Source organism: Streptomyces sp. NPDC005303, assembly GCF_040607335.1.
Lineage (GTDB): Bacteria > Actinomycetota > Actinomycetes > Streptomycetales > Streptomycetaceae > Streptomyces.
The window spans coordinates 57670-73406 of the sequence record NZ_JBEXGM010000021.1 but is presented as its reverse complement, the minus strand read 5'-3'; the positions used below and the strand labels follow the sequence as shown (position 1 = coordinate 73406).

The following is a 15737-nucleotide window of genomic DNA, read 5'->3' as shown; positions in this document are numbered from 1 at the left end:
TGGGGCGCTGTGGGTTCAGTCGCTGTCGGCGAGTTGGGCCAGGCCCCGCCAGATCTCCGCCGTGACCCGGACCGCCTCGTCCACGTCACCGGCCGCGCAGGCCTCGATCAGCCGGTCGTGCAGACCTGCCGACCGGCAGTTGCCACCCTCGGCGAAGCGCCGGCGCTCCAGGCGGCGGATGAGCGGGGTGTAGCGGGCGGTGGTGGCGGCCGCCGCGCGGTTGCCGCTCACCCGGACGAGGACGTCGTGGAGCGCGTCGTCGGCGCGCACGGCCTCGTCCACGTCTCCGGCGGTGACGGCGGCCGCGAACCGCTCGTTGGCCGCGCGCATCAGCTCGATGTCGGCGGCGAACAGCCGGGGCACGGCGACCCGCGTGACCAGTTCGTGCATGGCCCCGACCACGGCGGCGGCGTCCCGCACCTCTGCGGCGACGACCTGGGTCACCCGTGTGTAGCTCTGCGGCTTGCTCTCCAGGAGCCCCTCGTCGACGAGGCGCGCGAAGGCCTCCCGCACGGGCGCCCGCGACAGCCCGAGCCGCTCGGCGAGCTCGGCGTCCCGCACGACCGCCCCGGGCTCGATCTCCCCGGCCACGATGGCGTCCCGGATGGAGACGTAGGCACGGTCGCGGAGAAGGGTGCGGGTGAGTGGTCGTATGGCCTCCATGAACTGAAATGTTAGATGTCACCTGCTCTGACAGCAAGGCCGCCTGCCACCCGGCCGACCGACGGGTGAAGGTTCCCTCGGCGGCCGACGGGTGAAGGTTCCGCTCCGTTGTCCACAGCGGAGGCACGGCGCGGGCTCCCCACGACGTGCCTCCGCCTCCTGCCTGCCGGAAAGGCCCTGCGGTCTAGCGGCGGTGCCGCTTCCAGGGCCCGGTGATCGCCAGCATGATCCCGGGGGTCTGGATGTTGGCGTACAGCGTCCGGCCGTCGGGCGAGAAGGTGACGCCGGTGAACTCGCTGTACTCCGGCGCCTCCGCGGTGCCGATGTTGAGTTCGTTGCGGGCGATCGGGTAGGTGCGGCCGCTCTCCGTCGCGCCGAACAGGTGCTGGACGCCCTCACCGTCCTCGGCGATGACGAGGCCGCCGTACGGGGAGACGGTGATGTTGTCCGGGCCGTCGAAGGCGCCGTCCTTGGACGGGTCCGGGTTCACACCGAGGAGCACCTTGAGCGTGAGGGTGCGGCGCTTGGGGTCGTAGAACCAGACCGCGCCGTCATGCTGGACGGGGCTCTCGGTGCGGGCGTACGAGGAGACGATGTACGTGCCGCCGTCGCCCCACCACATGCCTTCGAGCTTGCGGGCGCGAGTGACCTGGCCGGCGGTGAACTGCTTGCGGACGGAGGTCGTCTTCGCGTCACGGTCGGGTACGTCGACCCAGTCGACGCCGTACACCGTGCCGATCTTCGTGGCGCGGGAGAGGTCGTCGACGAACTGGCCGCCGGAGTCGAAGCACTTGAAGGCCTGGAGGGTGCCCGCGTTCTCGGCGAGGGTGCGCAGCTTGCCGTGGCCGTGGCGGAAGCCCTCGGGCGGGGTCCAGCGGTACAGCAGCCCGTTCGGGTTGGACGCGTCCTCGGTGAGGTAGAGGTGGCCGCGCTTGGGGTCGACGACGACGGCCTCGTGGGCGTAGCGGCCGAGCGCCTTGATGGGCTGGGGGTTCTTGTTGGCGCGGCGGTCGCAGGGGTCGACCTCGAAGACGTAGCCGTGGTCCTTGGTGAAGCCGTTGGTGCCGGCCTTGTCCTCGGTCTCCTCACAGGTCAGCCAGGTGCCCCAAGGGGTGTTGCCGCCCGCGCAGTTGGTGGCGGTGCCGGCGATGCCGACCCACTCGGCGACCTTGCCGCCGGGGCGCACCTCGACGACCGTGCAGCCGCCGGCCGCGGCCGGGTCGTAGACGAGGCCCTCGGTGAGCGGCACCGGGTAGGGCCACTTGGCACGGGCGCCTGCCAGCTCGTGGTTGTTGACGAGGAGAGTGGTGCCGCGCGGGCCGTCGAAGGTGGACGTGCCGTCGTGGTTGGACGGGGTGAACTCGCCGGACTCCAGCTTGGTCCTGCCGCTGTAGGTGATGACCTTGTACTTGAATCCGGCGGGCAGCGCGAGCAGGCCCTCGGGGTCGGCGATCAGCGGGCCGTAGCCGACGCCCCGGTGGGCTCCCGCGGACTCCGCGCCCTCGTCGACGCCCTCGTTCTCGACGTCGGTGGCGGCGAGCGCGTTGGGCGCGGTGGCGAGGGCGCCGACACTGCCCGCCAGTGCGACACCGGCTCCGGTGATCGCGGATTTCGCGGCAAAGTCCCTGCGGGTGAGCGACATGGTGTCTCCTGAGACGGTGGATGAACGCCGTGGAGGGTGGGGGACCTCGGGTCGGCGCTACGGTCCCGCCCACACCTGAACACCGGTTGAACGCCAGGAGACTTCAGTGCACCCGGTTCCATGAATCAACAAAGGGCAGGGAAAGCACTCCTTTGGAGGCACCGGCTGGAGGCACCGGCACCGCAACCTCAACCCCCCTGCTGCGACCGCGCCTTGAACGCGGCCTTCCGCGCCTCCTTGGCGACCCGCTTGTCCGGATGCAACCGCCCCATCGCCTCCAGCACATCCGCCGTGGCCGGATGGTCCACCCGCCAGGCCGCCGCGAAGAACCCGCTGTGCTGCTGGGCCAGTCCCTCCACCAGCCCCTGCAGCTCCTCGGAGTTCCCCTCCGCGGCGAGCTGCGCGGCGATGGTGTCGACGGTCAGCCAGAACACCATGTCCTGGGAAGGCGCGGGCACATCCGCGAACCCCCGCTCGGCCAGCCAGACCCGGGCCAGCCCACCCAGCTCGGCATCGTCGAGGACCTCCCGCAGCGCGGGCTCGGCGACCGTGCCGACCAGCGACAGGGCCTGCTGGCATCGCAGCCTCCGCAGCGGCGCCCCCGGGTCGCTGCCCCGGGCGGCAGCCAGCAACTCCCGTGCGGCCTCCAGAGGTTCACGCCGGTCCAGCCACTGCTCGGTCTCGGCCTGGGCGGACGAAGGAGGAAACGCCGCGGTCCCGTCCAGCAGCGCGTCCGCCCCCTTGTCGGCGAGGTCGCCGACGGCCGGTGCCGGGATTCCCGCCTCCAGCAGCCGCGATCGCAGCCCGTACAACCCGAGCGGGGTCAGCCGCACCATGCCGTACCGGGAGACGTCGGTCTCGTCGACGACCGCGGCGGGCTCCTCGTCGGCGTCGGCCATCAGCGTCTCGTCGACGGGCTGGTACTCGACGATCCCCACCGGCTCCAGGATCCGGAACTGGTCGTCCAGCCGCATCATCGCGTCGGACACCTGCTCCAGGACGTCGTTGGTCGGTTCGCCCATGTCGCTCGGCACGATCATCGACGCCGCGAGGGCGGGCAGCGGCACGGGTCCGTCGCCGGGACCGTCCGCGCCGACCGTGAGCAGGTAGAGGTTGCCGAGCACACCGTCGAGGAAGTCCTGTTCGGCCTCCGGGTCCCAGTCCAGGGAGGCGAAGTCGACCTCCCCCCTCTCGTCCAGGGCGTCGACCAGGTCCTCCAGATCCGGCACGCTCGCGTCGGCCAGCGCCGTCTCCAGGGCCGTCATCCACACGCCGAGCACGTCCTGCGGGGACCCGGACAGCAGGGCCAGGTCCTCGCCCGTGGCGACGGTGCCCTCCTCCTCGTCGACGATCTCGACGAGCCCGGTGTCGACGGCGACCCGCCAGGCCTCGCTCGCGTGCGCGGCCGCCTCGTCCCCGGTCAGTCCGAGGTGCGCGGCCGCCGCGGGCAACTGTTCCTCGACGAGTCCGCCCCCGGCGTCGACCCGCGTCCGATCGCCGGCCCAGCGGGCGAGCCGGGCGGCCCGGGCGAGCAGCGGGGTGGACAGGGCGGCCCGCGCCAGCTCCGCTTCGGGGTGCAGCCGCACCGGCGGCAGGGGGGAGCTGTCTGACATCGGCTGGTTCTCCTCGGACGCGTCGTGCCACTCAGCCGCTCAGCGTAGACGGATATCGACCCATGCCGCCCGGTTCATCTCCCCGACAGGGTCCGTACATGGCTGAAACCTTGACAACTGGGCTGACCAGGCAGGAGATTGACGCGCGTAGAAATCCGGCGGACATCTGTTCACTGTATTTTTCTACGCGCGTCGCAACCGCCCCACAGGTCGCGGCTCCCACCGTTCCACGTCACCCTCGTCCCGGCGCCTACGTTCGTCCCCGGAGGGATCCCGTTGCCGAGCAAGAAGTCCGCGCGTCTCGCCGCGCTCACCGTCGCCGCCCTGTCCGCGGCCTCCACCGTCGTCCTCGTGTCGCCCGCGCACGCGGCCGCCGTGAGCATCCATGACATCCAGGGCGCGACCCGGATATCCCCGTACGCCGGTCAGAAGGTCACGGATGTGGCCGGAATCGTCACCGGTGTGCGCACCTACGGCTCCTCGAAGGGTTTCTGGATCCAGGATCCGAACCCCGACGCCGACCCGGCCACCAGTGAGGGCGTGTTCGTCTTCACCAGCTCCGCTCCGAAGGTCGCCGTCGGTGACGCCGTCACGGTCACCGGCACGGTCTCGGAGTACGTCCCGGGCGGCACGTCCAGCGGGAACCAGTCGCTGACCGAGATCACCAAGCCGACGGTCACCGTCGTGTCCAGCGGCAACGCGGTCCCCGCGGCCACCGTGGTCGACACCAGGTCGGTGCCGGCCGCGTACGCCCCGGAGGGCGACCCGGCCGCGGCCAACTCGATCAACGGCCTGACCCTGGAGCCGAAGAAGTACGCCCTGGACTTCTACGAGTCCCTGGAGGGCATGAACGTCCAGGTCAAGGACGTCCGCGTGGTCGGCGCGACCGACCCGTACACCGAGCTGTGGGTGACGGTGAAGCCGCGCGAGAACGCCACCGGGCGGGGCGGCACGCTCTACGGTTCCTACAGTTCGCAGAACACCGGCCGACTGCAGATCCAGTCGCTCGGCGCGACCTCCGCGTTCCCCGTCGCGAACGTCGGTGACGTCCTCACCGGCGCCACCTCGGGCCCGCTGGACTACAACCAGTTCGGCGGCTACACGCTGGTCGCGGGCGAGATCGGCACCCTGAAGAGTGCCGGTCTCGCGCGGGAGACCACGCAGAAGCAGAAGAACGGCGAGCTCGCGGTCGCGACGTACAACGTCGAGAACCTCGACCCGTCCGACGCCACCTTCGAGGAGCACGCCTCCGCGATCGTGAACAACCTGAAGTCGCCCGACATCGTGTCCCTGGAGGAGATCCAGGACAACACCGGCGCGAAGGACGACGGCACGACCGCCGCCGACGTCACGGTGACCAAGCTGATCGACGCGATCGTCGCGGCGGGCGGCCCGAAGTACGACTGGCGCTCGATCGACCCCGCCAACGACACCGACGGCGGCGAGCCGGGCGGCAACATCCGCCAGGTGTTCCTCTTCAACCCGGAGCGGGTCTCCTTCACGGACCGCGCGGGCGGCGACGCCACCACCGCGGTGGGCGTCACCAAGGTCCACGGCAAGGCGCAGCTGACGGCCTCCCCGGGCCGTATCGCCCCCACCGACGACGCCTGGAAGTCCAGCCGCAAGCCGCTGGCCGGCGAGTTCGTCTTCCGTGGCCGCACGGTCTTCGTGATCGCCAACCACTTCAACTCCAAGGGCGGCGACTACGGTCTGACCTCGGCGACCCAGCCGGTGCCGCGCAGCTCGGAGATCCAGCGCCACCAGCAGGCGACCCTGGTCAACGCCTTCGTCAAGGACATCCTCGACACCCAGAAGAACGCTGACGTCATCGCCCTCGGCGACATCAACGACTTCGAGTTCTCCGACACCGCGAAGATCCTGGAGGGTGACGGCGAGCTGTGGTCGGCGATCAAGTCGCTGCCCAGGAGCGAGCGTTACACCTACGACTACCAGGGCAACCAGCAGGTCCTGGACCAGATCCTGGTGAGCCCGTCGATCCGACGCGGCTGCGACTTCGAGTACGACAGCGTGCACATCAACTCGGAGTTCAACGACCAGATCAGCGACCACGACCCGCAGGTGCTGCGCTTCAAGCCGTAACCCGTAGCCGGTCAGGCCTGGTTGAACACGCCGTTCAGCCAGGCCTGCCACTCGTTCTCGCACTCCTTGATGTCGGTGTCCGCCGAGAAGTCGTGCAGGGAGATGCCGACCGGGTGGCCCCAGTGGTTGCGCCCGAAGATCCGGGTGAGGCCCCGGTCGGTGCGCAGCCCGATGAAATAGGGGTTGCGGAAGTCGACGACGGCCTCGAAGGTGTCCGGTCCGTGGACCGTCACCCGCGTCCCCGCGGCCACGTCCTCGCCGACGCCGAGGGCCTGTCCCACGACAGCGAGGGCGTCGGGCGCCTTGGACGCCTCGGGTCCGTCGAAGGTGGCGAAAGCGGCCGGGCGGGGCGCGAAGTGGGTCAGGTACTCGCGCAGGGTGTGCAGATAGAAGTCGGTGTGCTTGGCGGCACCGTCGTACTGGTTGTCCCAGTCGTCGACGAAGATCCCGCTGTGGACATACCGCACCCAGGCCCGCCGGCCCTCGTCGCGGGGTTCGATGGTGTAGTCGAGCTGGTTGAGGCTCTGCTGGGAGATGCCCTCGACGTCCTCGACACGGTTGGTGTAGCGGTGCGGCGGGTCCCAGGCGGTGACCTTGGACCCGAAGGGGCCGGTGCCGCCGACGCGGGGCTCGGGCGGCTCCATCGGCCACAGATAACCGCCGGTTCCGGTGGTGATCGCCTCCCACACCTGCTCGGGGGTGGCGTCGACCTCGAACTCACGGGCGATCTCGAACTCTTTGGACATGATCTACTCCAACTCGGTCTGTTTGAGCGTGGGATGGACGGCCACCACGATCCGGTGGTCACGGCCCCCCTCGGCGTCCGGAGCGTCGTACTTGCGGATCAGGCCGGTGACTCCGGCCGTCAACTCCTCGATGAACGCGGCCCGTTCGGCGGCCGAGGCGAAGCGCACCTCGCCGTCCAGCGCGTACGTCGCCAGCCTCTTGCGGGCCTTCGCCGCGCCGGTGATCAGCGAACCGACATCCCGCACCAACCGGGCACCCAGCGCCAGCAGCCAGCGCGCGGAGAGCTGGTCGCGGAAGCGGTCCGGGTCGGGCTGCACGGCGGCGAGGGCGAGCGGTGAGATCACGTACGACGCCGCGGTCGCCCGCATCAGCCGCTCGGTGACATTGCCCTTGCGGCGCTCCCCCGCGAGCTCGACCAGGCCGTGCCGCTCCAGCGCCTTGAGGTGGTAGTTCACCTTCTGCCGGGGCAGCCCGACCTGGCCGGCCAGCATGGCGGCCGACGCGGGTCCGGCCGCCAGCTCGGCGAGCAGTCGCGCCCTTATGGGGTCCAGCGAGACGGCTGCGGCCTCGGGGTCTTCGATCACGGTGACGTCCAGCATGGGTCCACCGTCTCACCGAACACTTTTTTTGTCCAGAAGGTTCGAGTTTTCGGTGGGGCCTAGTCTGGAATCAACCCGAGAGCGTGGTCGTACCTGCTGACCACGCTGCTCTTCAGCCCCGGCCAGCTCTGCACGCGCTCCCAGCGGTCCGAGGCCGAGCCGATCCCGTCCCCAGGGGCTGCGAGCGCGTCGAGGTGGGCCTGGGCGCTCTCCCACTCGGCGTAGTTGAGGACGCGGGTGCCGTCGATGCTGAGGTGGAAGTGGCCGCTGATGCCGCCGGGGTGCGGGTTCGGCTCGCTCTCCAAGGCCTCGATGACGGCGTCGACCCAGGCGCGTTGCCGGTGGGGATCGGGGCCCTCGAACTCGATGTCGACGATCACTATGCAGCCCGGAATTCGCTGGTCACCGTCCTGGACGACGCTGCGATGGTGCCGGTACCGGCCGAGCCCCAGCCGCTCGATGCCGGGGACGGCGGTGTCGATCTCGTCGACCCGCTCCAGCCGCTGGGTCCGCGCGAACGCCTCGTAGGTCTGCTCGTCCGTCCACTGCGAGTAGTGCAGGAGGCTCGCGGTGTCGTGCCCGGTGTACACGTGGTAGCCGAGGAGCCCGTCGGCGGGCCACGGCCGGCGTTCCCAGGCGCCGGCGATGGCCTCGACGGTCTGCCGCTGCCGCAGCGGGTTGCCCACCCGCCAGGTGCTGAAGAGGGACGCGCCCACCTCGGGCCGGGCGGGGTCGGGATGGTTGTGGGTTCGGCGGGTCATGCGGGCCTCCTCGGATCACTGCTCGGTGTGTGCGCCACCCACCCTCCGACCTCAACCGAGATTCAGGTCAAGTCCGCTGTTCAGGAGGCGATTCGAGAGGGGGTTTCGGGAGACCCGCCTCGGCATGGAAGAGCAGGCCGAGGAACAGCCGCACAGTCCCGCCAAGTTGTCCGCACGATCCTGGCGCGCGGTGCTGCGGCGCACGGCGAAGGAGTTGCTGGACGACGAACTCGCCGACCGTGCGGCGGCGTTGACGTACTACGGTGTCCTGTCGCTGTTTCCCGCCCTGCTGGTGATGGTCTCCCTGCTCGGCGTGGTGGGACAGCGCGCCACGGACAAGATCCTGGACAACATCGGGGACCTCGCGCCGGGTCCGGCCCGGGACATCCTGCGGGACGCGGTGGTCCAGCTCGGCGACAGCGGGGGCACGGGGAGCGTCCTGGCGATCCTCGGCCTGCTCGCCGCGCTGTGGTCCGCCTCCGGGTACGTCGCCGCCTTCATCCGTGCGTCCAACGCGGTGTACGACCTTCCCGAGGGGCGCCCGGTGTGGAAGCTGACGCCGCTGCGGCTGGCGCTGACCGTGACGCTGATGCTGATGCTGGCGGCGAGCGCGCTGATCGTGGTGTTCACGGGTCCGCTGGCCGAACGGGCGGGCCGGGCGGTGGGGGTCGGCGACGCGGCGATCGCGCTCTGGGGTGTCGCCAAGTGGCCGGTGCTGCTGCTCCTGGTCGTCGTGATGATCGGGCTGCTGTACTGGGCCGCCCCCAACGTTCGCGGTGGGGGCTTCAGTTGGATCTCCCCGGGCAGTGTCCTCGCCACCCTGGTCTGGCTCGCCGCCTCCGCGGGTTTCGCCCTCTACGCCGCCAACTTCGGTTCGTACAACAAGACGTACGGCACCCTCGCCGGGGCCATCGTCTTCCTGGTGTGGCTGTGGCTGACGAACCTGGCCATCCTGCTGGGCCTGGAGTTCGACGCGGAGCTGGCCCGGGAACGGGCGATCGCCTCCGGCACGGCAGAGACGACGGAGGAGCCGTACGTGGAGCCCCGGGACACGCGGAAGTGGCCGCCCAGGTTGCGGGCGCGGGTGGCACGGGGGAAGTGAGGCATTCCGGGCCACCGGACCACACCCACGGCGGGACGTGCGACATCCCGGCGGCGACCGAACCGCACCCACGACTGTGGGTGGCATCCCCGCGACGACCGGACCGCACGCACGGCGGGACGTGCAACATCCCCGCGGGCGCCGGACCACACCCACGACTGTACGTGCAACATCCCCGCGGGCGCCGGACCACACCCACGACTGGACATGCAACATCCCCGCGGGCGCCGGACCACACCCACGACAGCGGGCAGCGCCCCCGCGGCCACCGGACCACACCCACGGCGGGACGTGCGACATCCCCGCGGCGACCGGACCGCACCCACGACTGGGTGCGGCACCCCGTCGCACGACTGTGGGCGGCACCCCGGGTTTCCGGGTGCCGCCCACGTCGGGCCTTCGGTGTACCGCGGCCTACTTCTTCGGGTACCGCCAGGACACGACGACGATCGCGGCCAGGGCCGCGCCGACGATCAGCACCGGCCGCGGATGCCGTATGGCTGCCAGGACCAGGGGCCGGGCCGGGGCGGGCACGCTGTGCTCCGCCCGGTGCTCCAGCGCGGAGCTCGTCTGCGAGGCCTTGCCCTGGCTGAGCCGCCCCGCCCGCTGCGTCCGGTCCTGGACCTGGTGCCCGGCCTGCGTCGCCCGGTCCTGCACCTTGTGGCCGGCCTGGGTGGCCTTGTCCTGCACGGTGTGACCCGCTTGCGTGGCCTTGTCGTGGACGGTGTGGCCGGCCTGCGCCGCGCTGCTGCGCAGCTGCACGGTCATCGCGCCCGCCTTGTCCCTGAGGTCCGCCGCACGAGCCCGAGCTCGACCCTTCACGTCCATCTTTCCTGCCAACTCCTCAACTGTGTCGCCGAGTTCACTACGGGTCCGCTCGATCTGCTGCCGCAGTTCCTCGGGTCCCTTGGCCCCCGTCACGGGGGGCTCGCTGCCCGTGCTGTCCGTCATCGGTGTGCCCTTTCCTTGATCTCCTCGACGTCCGCCTTGACGCTGCCGAGGGCCTCCTCGGGCGTCGGGGGTGTGGCACGGCGCAGCTGGGCGCGGCCGACGGCGGCGAGCACCCCTGCGATCACGAACAGCACAGCCGTCACGATGAGTGCCGAGGCCCACACCGAAAGCACCAGTGCGAGAGCGGCCGTGGCGGTTCCGGCCAGGGCGAGCAGTCCCGCGTAGGCGAAGGCGCCGGCGGCACCGAGCAGCCCGCCGCCCTTCCCGGCCCGCCGGCCCTTCTCGGCCAGCTCCTCCTTCGCGAGGGCGACTTCCTGCCGCACCAGCCTGGAGACCTGTTCGGTGGCCTGTCCGACGAGTTCGCCCACCGAGTGATGTTCGTCGTGCGCCGGCCTGGGGGCCGTGGTTCCGGTCACGGTGTTCCGCCTCCTCTCGGTCGGAACACCCGGGTACCCGGCCCGGCCCCCGCTACCCCACCTGCGGACCGTCGTCCGGGCCGCGCTGTCCGAGGCGGGCCAGCTGGCTCTGGAACCAGTCGAGCCGGGCCTGCAACAGGGCTGCCTCGGCGGCGAGTTCGGGCACTCCGAGCTCCTCGGGCAGGCCGGGATCGACTTCCGTGCGTACGGCGGCCGGCCGGGCCACCACCCGCAGCCCCTCACCGGCCAGCCGGGCGAACCCGGCGAGCGAGACCGCCGTACGTCCGCGTAGGCAGCCCGAGCAGGAGGGGGCCAGGGCCCGCCAGCCGGGTCGGCCCCAGCCGGCGTCCGCGAGCGCCGCCGCGACCAGGCCGCAGGCGCAGGGTCCGACGGTGGCGGTCCGCACCCGCTGGCGGGCGTAACGGAAGCCGAGCTCGAAGCGGAGGTAGCGGCCGAGGACCAGGACGTCGAGGAGGACGGCCGTACGGTGCTCGGCCGTGCACAGCAGTGCCTCGGCCGCCGCGCGGTCGTGCACGCAGTGGAAGCCGCAGTCGCAGCGGCGGTTCGGTGCCCGGTGCCGCAGGCCGTACACGCAGGACGCGTCGGCCAGGACGCCGTACGGCAGCGCACCGCCGAGCGACACACCGGTGAACCCGGCCCGGGTGCCGTCCTGGGACAGCACCGGGTGGGCGATCTTGTATCCGGTCGGCGGCTCCGTCGGGCGTTCCTCCGGAAGCCGCAGCCTCATCGGGCCGCCGGAACCTCTTCGGGGGCCTTCAGTTCCTTGATCTCCTCGGGGAGCTCCAGCTCCTCCTCGTGGATCTCCGGCCGCTCTTCCGCGACTCCGGTGGCGAGTGCCTTGCCGAGCTTCATGACGCCTCCAGGACCAGGGGTCGTGCACCGTCCTGACCATGGTGACCCATGTGGGCCCGGTTTGGACATAGGACCTTTTCGCAGCATCCCTTACCGGTACACCGTAGGAGAATTAAGTGGAGCTTCACGGTCGGTCGGCCGAGACTACGCGTATGACGACAACCGCCCCGCCTTTCGGCCGCGCCCTCTGCGCCATGGTCACACCCTTCGACGAGGCCGGTGCCCTCGATCTCGACGGCGCGCAGACGCTCGCCGACCACCTGGTGAGGGAGGGCTGCGACGGGCTCGTCCTGTCGGGCACCACGGGCGAGTCGCCGACCACGACGGACACCGAGAAGGCGGCGCTCGTCATGGCGGTACGGGAGGCGGTGGGCGAGCGGGCGTCGGTCGTGGCGGGGGTGGGCACCTTCGACACCAGGCACACCGTGGAGCTGGCCCTCGCCGCCGAAAAGGCGGGCGCGGACGGGGTGTTGGTGGTCAGCCCGTACTACAGCAGGCCGCCGCAGGACGCGCTGGAGGCGCACTTCCGCGAGATCGCGGACGCCTCGGGACTGCCCGTCATGCTCTACGACATCCCGGGCCGCACCGGCACCCGCATCGAACCGGAGACGATGATCCGGCTCGCCGAGCACCCCCGGATCGTCGCGGTCAAGGACTGCTCCTACGACCTTCTCGGCGCCCAGAAGGTCCTGAACCGCACGGAGTTGGCGTACTACGCGGGCTGCGACGAACACATCCTCGCCCTGTACGCGGTCGGCGGATCGGGGTACGTCAGCACGGTGGCCAACGTGGTCCCCGCTCAACTCCGGGCGATCCTCGACACGTTCGAGGCGGGCGACACCCTCGTGTCCGCCCGCCTCCAACAACGGGCCACGCCGCTGATCGAGGCGATGATGGCGGCGGGCCTGCCCGGCACGGTCACCGCCAAGGCCCTCCTCCACGCGCTCGGTCTGCCCGCGGGCCCGGTCCGCGCCCCACTGCGGCCGGCCGGCCGGGAAGCGGCCGAGGGGCTGCTGGCGGAGTACGAACGACTCGTGGCCGCCTGATCAGGGCTGGGCGAACAGCGGCTCCCACCGCCCGGCGTCCCCGTCGTTCCCCGGCCGGAACCAGGACCAGCCGCTGATGGAACTCGTTCTTGCCGTTCTTGCCGATGTCCCGGGCGATGAGTTGCTTGTCGCCCACCCGGGCGAGCAGTTACTGCCCGCGCACGTCGGTCTTCTCACGGGTCGCGGCGTCGACGATCCAGGAGGAGGTCTTCCGCTTCTTGCCCGCGAAGTCACCGGCGACGAGCCTGCCGTCCGGCGACTTCCCCGCGTCCACGAACCACGACAGGTAGCCGGGCTCCATGGGGCTGCCCTCCCAGACGTACCGGCCGTCGGCGGTGAGCGACCCCGACGGCGAGCACCCGGTCGGCGAACCCCGCTGCCGCCGGGGTGTGCGCCGCCCCTCCGACCCTTGTGACACGTACGGGTGGCCGCCGCTATGCCGTCCCCACGGAATAAATCGCCGCGAAGGACATGCGTCCTCCGCGGCGACTCCCGGTAGCGCGGGTCGGTTCCAGGAGTACCCGTCGCCGATGTACCCGTAAGTGATCTTCGCGGGTCAGTTGTGGCTGTGCAGGACGTCGTTGAGGCCGCCCCAGACCGCGTTGTTCGGGCGGGCCTCGACCGTTCCGGTGACCGAGTTGCGGCGGAAGAGGATGTTGGACGCGCCGCTCAGTTCGCGGGCCTTGACGATCTGGCCGTCGGGCATGGTGACCCGGGTGCCCGCGGTGACGTAGAGACCGGCCTCGACGACGCACTCGTCGCCGAGCGCGATGCCGACGCCCGCCTCGGCGCCGATCAGGCAGCGCTCGCCGATGGTGATGCGGACGTTGCCGCCGCCGGAGAGCGTGCCCATGGTGGAGGCGCCGCCACCGATGTCCGAGCCGTCGCCGACCACGACACCGGCGGAGATGCGGCCCTCGACCATCGAGGTGCCGAGGGTGCCCGCGTTGAAGTTGACGAAGCCCTCGTGCATCACGGTGGTGCCCGCGGCGAGATGCGCACCGAGCCGGACCCGGTCGGCGTCGGCGATGCGGACGCCCTTGGGGGCCACGTAGTCCGTCATGCGCGGGAACTTGTCGACGCTCGTCACGGCGAGGTGCAGGCCCTCGGCGCGGGCGTTGAGGCGCACCTTCTCGATCTCGTCGACGGCGACCGGGCCGAGCGAGGTCCAGGCCACGTTGGGCAGGAGGCCGAAGATGCCGTCGAGGCTCTGGCCGTGCGGCTGGACCAGACGGTGCGAGAGCAGGTGCAGCCGCAGGTAGGCGTCGTGCGTGTCGAGCGGCTTGTCGTCGAGGGAGGCGATGACCGTGCGGACCGCGATCACCTCGACGCCACGGCGGGCGTCCGGGCCGATCGCCTTGGCGGCGCCGTCGCCGAGCAGCTCCACGGCCCGGTCGGCGGAGAGCCGCTCGGTGCCGGCCGGGCCGGGTTCGGCGGAGAGCTCGGGGGCGGGGAACCAGGTGTCGAGAACGGTGCCGTCGGCGGCGACGGTGGCAAGGCCTGCGGCGATGGCGCCGGTGGTGCGCGAAGCAGTCGTGTCGGTCATGAGGGAAACCTAACCGGCACGGGGCACGCGACGCGAACCCGTGCACAGGGCGTCTCGGGTGGTGGGCGGCCCGCACTCCCCCGTGGTGCGGGCCGCCCGGTCCGTGGGGTCAGCCGCGTTCACCGGCCTTGTCGACGACGGCCGTGGCGACGAGGGAGTTGCCCCCGACGACCTTCTCGCCGACCAGCATGCGCATACCGAGCACGCGGTACGTCTGCGGGTCGAGCGGCCACTGGTCCCGCAGCGTCTCCTCGGTCCCCGGACAGGGGTCTCGCGTGTGGTACTCGAGTGCGATGGCCCGGCGTCCGGAAGCGGTCTCGACGAGGTGGCCCACGACCGACCCGCCCGGCAGGGCGGCGAGCGCGCGGTAGAGCGAGGCCAGCCCCTTGGAGGGCATGACCTCGGCGCTGAGGACGTAGCGGGAGCGGATCCGGAAGGCGACGAGGAAGGTGTCCGACGTGCTGTCGTCGGCCGCGCCGTCGCCGAGGCGGCGGGCGGCGTACCGGTGGATGTCCGGCGCGTAGCGGTCGTAGAGCCGGGCGAACAGCTCCGGGTGCTCCAGCGACCGGGCTACCACCTCCGCGTCGTCCTGCGTCCGTGCCGTGGACGGCGGTGGTCCACTCACAAGGCTCCCCCCTGGTTCGTCGGTGTGTGCGTGACACCCCCTGTTCCCGGGTGGGCGGCGCAGAGTTCACGGTCGGTGCCAGAACCTCAGCGCCTCCCCCGGGTCCCCTTCGGGATCACCCGCGCGAGCACCTCCCGCGCGTACTCCTCGTCGTACGCCATCCCCGTCAGCAGCACCTGGAGACAGATCCCGTCCATCAGCGCGACCAGCGCCCGCGCGGTGACCGGGTCCGTGTGGTGGGTGAGGCGTTGGGCGAGGTCGTCGGCCCATTCGGCGGCGACGGGGCGCAGGGCGGGGCGGCGCAGGGCGGCGAGGTAGAGCTCGTACTCCAGCTCGACGCCGGTGCGGTCGCCGCCGAGCCAGTCGCCGAGGACGCGGGCGAGGCCGGCGGCCAGGTCGCCGCCGGGATCGTCCAGGGCGCCGTGCGCGGCGACCGCCTTGGCGAAGCCCTCGCTGGCCTGGCGCAAGGCGGCGACCATCAGTTCGTCGAGGCTCTTGAAGTGGTACGTCGTCGAACCGAGCGGTACGTCGGCCTCGGCGGCGGCGCTGCGGTGACTGAGTCCCGCCAGCCCCTTCTTCCCCACGACCCGGATGGCCGCGTCGATGATCCGCTGCCTGCGCTCGGGGTCGTGCCTGCGGGCCATCAGTGCGCCCCGCCCAGGTTCAGGACCACGACGCCCAGGATGATCAGCGCGATCCCGGCGGCCTTGGTGGCCGTCATCCCCTCCCCGAGGAAGACCATCCCGATCGTGACGATGGCGGCGGTGCCCACCCCGGCCCAGATCGCGTAGGCGGTGCCGACCGACACCGTCTTGAGGGTCTGGGCGAGCAACGCGAAGGAGAGGACGTATCCGAGCACGGTCAGCAGCGAGGGCCCGAGCCGGCTGAAGCCCTCGGTGTACTTCATGGCCGTGGTCGCTCCGACCTCGGCGGCGATGGCTCCGGCGAGCAGCAGGTATCCCATGTGTACGAGCGTACATAACGGCTCGCCCGAATGGCCCGGTACGGCCTCGCAGGCATGGAGTTCCCGCAGTCGGGGTTCGGGGTCGAGGT

The 15737-nt window shown here is 71.2% G+C and carries 18 protein-coding genes; 3 read left to right on the top strand and 15 right to left on the bottom strand.

The window, feature by feature from the left end; translation table 11 throughout:
• Positions 1-15: 15 nt before the first annotated feature.
• The 3 genes from ABZT93_RS26475 to ABZT93_RS26465 all read right to left on the bottom strand — a co-directional run bounded on the left by ABZT93_RS26475 (position 16) and on the right by ABZT93_RS26465 (position 3918).
• Positions 16-663: a GntR family transcriptional regulator gene (locus tag ABZT93_RS26475; protein ID WP_356109059.1), complete on the bottom strand. Its 648-nt coding sequence runs from the start codon at positions 661-663 to the stop codon at positions 16-18.
• A gap of 184 nt (positions 664-847) precedes the next feature.
• Positions 848-2305, bottom strand: coding sequence for an alkaline phosphatase PhoX (locus ABZT93_RS26470; RefSeq protein WP_356109056.1), 1458 nt, complete (start codon positions 2303-2305; stop codon positions 848-850).
• Between the two features lie 188 nt (positions 2306-2493).
• A complete protein-coding gene (locus ABZT93_RS26465; protein ID WP_356109053.1) occupies positions 2494-3918 on the bottom strand; it encodes a hypothetical protein in 1425 nt (474 codons plus the stop codon).
• Positions 3919-4194: 276 nt separating this feature from the next.
• On the opposite strand from ABZT93_RS26465, the gene ABZT93_RS26460 reads away from it, so the two are divergent.
• The gene (locus tag ABZT93_RS26460; protein WP_356109051.1) at positions 4195-6018 is read left to right on the top strand and encodes an endonuclease/exonuclease/phosphatase family protein; all 1824 of its coding nucleotides are present in this window, start codon (positions 4195-4197) and stop codon (positions 6016-6018) included.
• Positions 6019-6029: 11 nt separating this feature from the next.
• Here ABZT93_RS26460 and ABZT93_RS26455 read toward each other — a convergent pair whose 3' ends face one another.
• Genes ABZT93_RS26455 through ABZT93_RS26445 form a run of 3 tightly spaced genes read right to left on the bottom strand, consistent with a single transcriptional unit; the run spans position 6030 to position 8125 of the window.
• Positions 6030-6764, bottom strand: a complete 735-nt coding sequence (locus tag ABZT93_RS26455; protein ID WP_356109049.1) for an SRPBCC domain-containing protein — start codon at positions 6762-6764, stop codon at positions 6030-6032.
• 3 nt (positions 6765-6767) lie between these two features.
• Entirely contained in the window at positions 6768-7364 is a 597-nt protein-coding gene (locus ABZT93_RS26450) for a helix-turn-helix domain-containing protein (RefSeq protein WP_356109046.1), read from the bottom strand.
• Between the two features lie 59 nt (positions 7365-7423).
• Complete coding sequence (locus ABZT93_RS26445) at positions 7424-8125, bottom strand: antibiotic biosynthesis monooxygenase (RefSeq protein ID WP_356109043.1); 702 nt, start codon at positions 8123-8125, stop codon at positions 7424-7426.
• A 124-nt stretch (positions 8126-8249) separates the two neighbouring features.
• Here ABZT93_RS26445 and ABZT93_RS26440 point away from each other — a divergent pair, with 124 nt between their 5' ends.
• A complete protein-coding gene (locus ABZT93_RS26440; RefSeq protein ID WP_356109041.1) occupies positions 8250-9227 on the top strand; it encodes a YihY/virulence factor BrkB family protein in 978 nt (325 codons plus the stop codon).
• 414 nt (positions 9228-9641) lie between these two features.
• On the opposite strand, the gene ABZT93_RS26435 is transcribed toward ABZT93_RS26440, so the two are convergent.
• Genes ABZT93_RS26435 through ABZT93_RS26420 form a run of 4 tightly spaced genes read right to left on the bottom strand, consistent with a single transcriptional unit; the run spans position 9642 to position 11467 of the window.
• Entirely contained in the window at positions 9642-10178 is a 537-nt protein-coding gene (locus ABZT93_RS26435) for a DUF3618 domain-containing protein (protein WP_356109038.1), read from the bottom strand.
• Positions 10175-10594 (bottom strand): phage holin family protein, encoded by a 420-nt coding sequence (locus ABZT93_RS26430; RefSeq protein ID WP_356020380.1) that lies wholly within the window; start codon positions 10592-10594, stop codon positions 10175-10177. The genes ABZT93_RS26435 and ABZT93_RS26430 overlap by 4 nt, the downstream gene beginning before the upstream one ends.
• Positions 10595-10646: 52 nt before the next feature.
• Positions 10647-11342: a hypothetical protein gene (locus ABZT93_RS26425; RefSeq protein ID WP_356109035.1), complete on the bottom strand. Its 696-nt coding sequence runs from the start codon at positions 11340-11342 to the stop codon at positions 10647-10649.
• Positions 11339-11467, bottom strand: coding sequence for a hypothetical protein (locus ABZT93_RS26420; protein ID WP_256122893.1), 129 nt, complete (start codon positions 11465-11467; stop codon positions 11339-11341). The genes ABZT93_RS26425 and ABZT93_RS26420 overlap by 4 nt, the downstream gene beginning before the upstream one ends.
• A 152-nt stretch (positions 11468-11619) precedes the next feature.
• On the opposite strand from ABZT93_RS26420, the gene dapA reads away from it, so the two are divergent.
• The gene (dapA, locus tag ABZT93_RS26415; protein ID WP_356109033.1) at positions 11620-12513 is read left to right on the top strand and encodes a 4-hydroxy-tetrahydrodipicolinate synthase; all 894 of its coding nucleotides are present in this window, start codon (positions 11620-11622) and stop codon (positions 12511-12513) included.
• Positions 12514-12661: 148 nt separating this feature from the next.
• Here the strand turns inward: dapA and ABZT93_RS26410 are convergent, their stop codons facing one another.
• The 5 genes from ABZT93_RS26410 to ABZT93_RS26390 all read right to left on the bottom strand — a co-directional run bounded on the left by ABZT93_RS26410 (position 12662) and on the right by ABZT93_RS26390 (position 15648).
• Positions 12662-12814: a hypothetical protein gene (locus ABZT93_RS26410; RefSeq protein ID WP_356109031.1), complete on the bottom strand. Its 153-nt coding sequence runs from the start codon at positions 12812-12814 to the stop codon at positions 12662-12664.
• Positions 12815-13069: 255 nt separating this feature from the next.
• Positions 13070-14059 carry a 2,3,4,5-tetrahydropyridine-2,6-dicarboxylate N-succinyltransferase gene (dapD, locus tag ABZT93_RS26405; RefSeq protein ID WP_356109030.1) on the bottom strand — a complete coding sequence of 330 codons (990 nt, stop codon included), beginning with the start codon at positions 14057-14059 and terminating at the stop codon, positions 13070-13072.
• A gap of 109 nt (positions 14060-14168) precedes the next feature.
• Positions 14169-14684, bottom strand: a complete 516-nt coding sequence (locus ABZT93_RS26400; protein WP_356109027.1) for a hypothetical protein — start codon at positions 14682-14684, stop codon at positions 14169-14171.
• Positions 14685-14770: 86 nt separating this feature from the next.
• Positions 14771-15328: a TetR family transcriptional regulator gene (locus ABZT93_RS26395; protein WP_356109025.1), complete on the bottom strand. Its 558-nt coding sequence runs from the start codon at positions 15326-15328 to the stop codon at positions 14771-14773.
• Positions 15328-15648, bottom strand: a complete 321-nt coding sequence (locus ABZT93_RS26390; RefSeq protein ID WP_356109022.1) for a multidrug efflux SMR transporter — start codon at positions 15646-15648, stop codon at positions 15328-15330. Before ABZT93_RS26390 ends, ABZT93_RS26395 begins: the two co-directional genes overlap by 1 nt.
• Between the last annotated feature and the right edge of the window lie 89 nt (positions 15649-15737).

Bases quoted from the DNA above. Each gene is read 5' to 3' on its own strand.
- ABZT93_RS26475 (WP_356109059.1), bottom strand. From the start codon at position 663: ATGGAGGCCATACGACCACTCACCCGCACCCTTCTCCGCGACCGTGCC.
- ABZT93_RS26470 (WP_356109056.1), bottom strand. From the start codon at position 2,305: ATGTCGCTCACCCGCAGGGACTTTGCCGCGAAATCCGCGATCACCGGA.
- ABZT93_RS26465 (WP_356109053.1), bottom strand. From the start codon at position 3,918: ATGTCAGACAGCTCCCCCCTGCCGCCGGTGCGGCTGCACCCCGAAGCG.
- ABZT93_RS26455 (WP_356109049.1), bottom strand. From the start codon at position 6,764: ATGTCCAAAGAGTTCGAGATCGCCCGTGAGTTCGAGGTCGACGCCACC.
- ABZT93_RS26450 (WP_356109046.1), bottom strand. From the start codon at position 7,364: ATGCTGGACGTCACCGTGATCGAAGACCCCGAGGCCGCAGCCGTCTCG.
- ABZT93_RS26445 (WP_356109043.1), bottom strand. From the start codon at position 8,125: ATGACCCGCCGAACCCACAACCATCCCGACCCCGCCCGGCCCGAGGTG.
- ABZT93_RS26440 (WP_356109041.1), top strand. From the start codon at position 8,250: ATGGAAGAGCAGGCCGAGGAACAGCCGCACAGTCCCGCCAAGTTGTCC.
- ABZT93_RS26435 (WP_356109038.1), bottom strand. From the start codon at position 10,178: ATGACGGACAGCACGGGCAGCGAGCCCCCCGTGACGGGGGCCAAGGGA.
- ABZT93_RS26425 (WP_356109035.1), bottom strand. From the start codon at position 11,342: ATGAGGCTGCGGCTTCCGGAGGAACGCCCGACGGAGCCGCCGACCGGA.
- ABZT93_RS26420 (WP_256122893.1), bottom strand. From the start codon at position 11,467: ATGAAGCTCGGCAAGGCACTCGCCACCGGAGTCGCGGAAGAGCGGCCG.
- dapA (WP_356109033.1), top strand. From the start codon at position 11,620: ATGACGACAACCGCCCCGCCTTTCGGCCGCGCCCTCTGCGCCATGGTC.
- ABZT93_RS26410 (WP_356109031.1), bottom strand. From the start codon at position 12,814: ATGGAGCCCGGCTACCTGTCGTGGTTCGTGGACGCGGGGAAGTCGCCG.
- dapD (WP_356109030.1), bottom strand. From the start codon at position 14,059: ATGACCGACACGACTGCTTCGCGCACCACCGGCGCCATCGCCGCAGGC.
- ABZT93_RS26395 (WP_356109025.1), bottom strand. From the start codon at position 15,328: ATGGCCCGCAGGCACGACCCCGAGCGCAGGCAGCGGATCATCGACGCG.
- ABZT93_RS26390 (WP_356109022.1), bottom strand. From the start codon at position 15,648: ATGGGATACCTGCTGCTCGCCGGAGCCATCGCCGCCGAGGTCGGAGCG.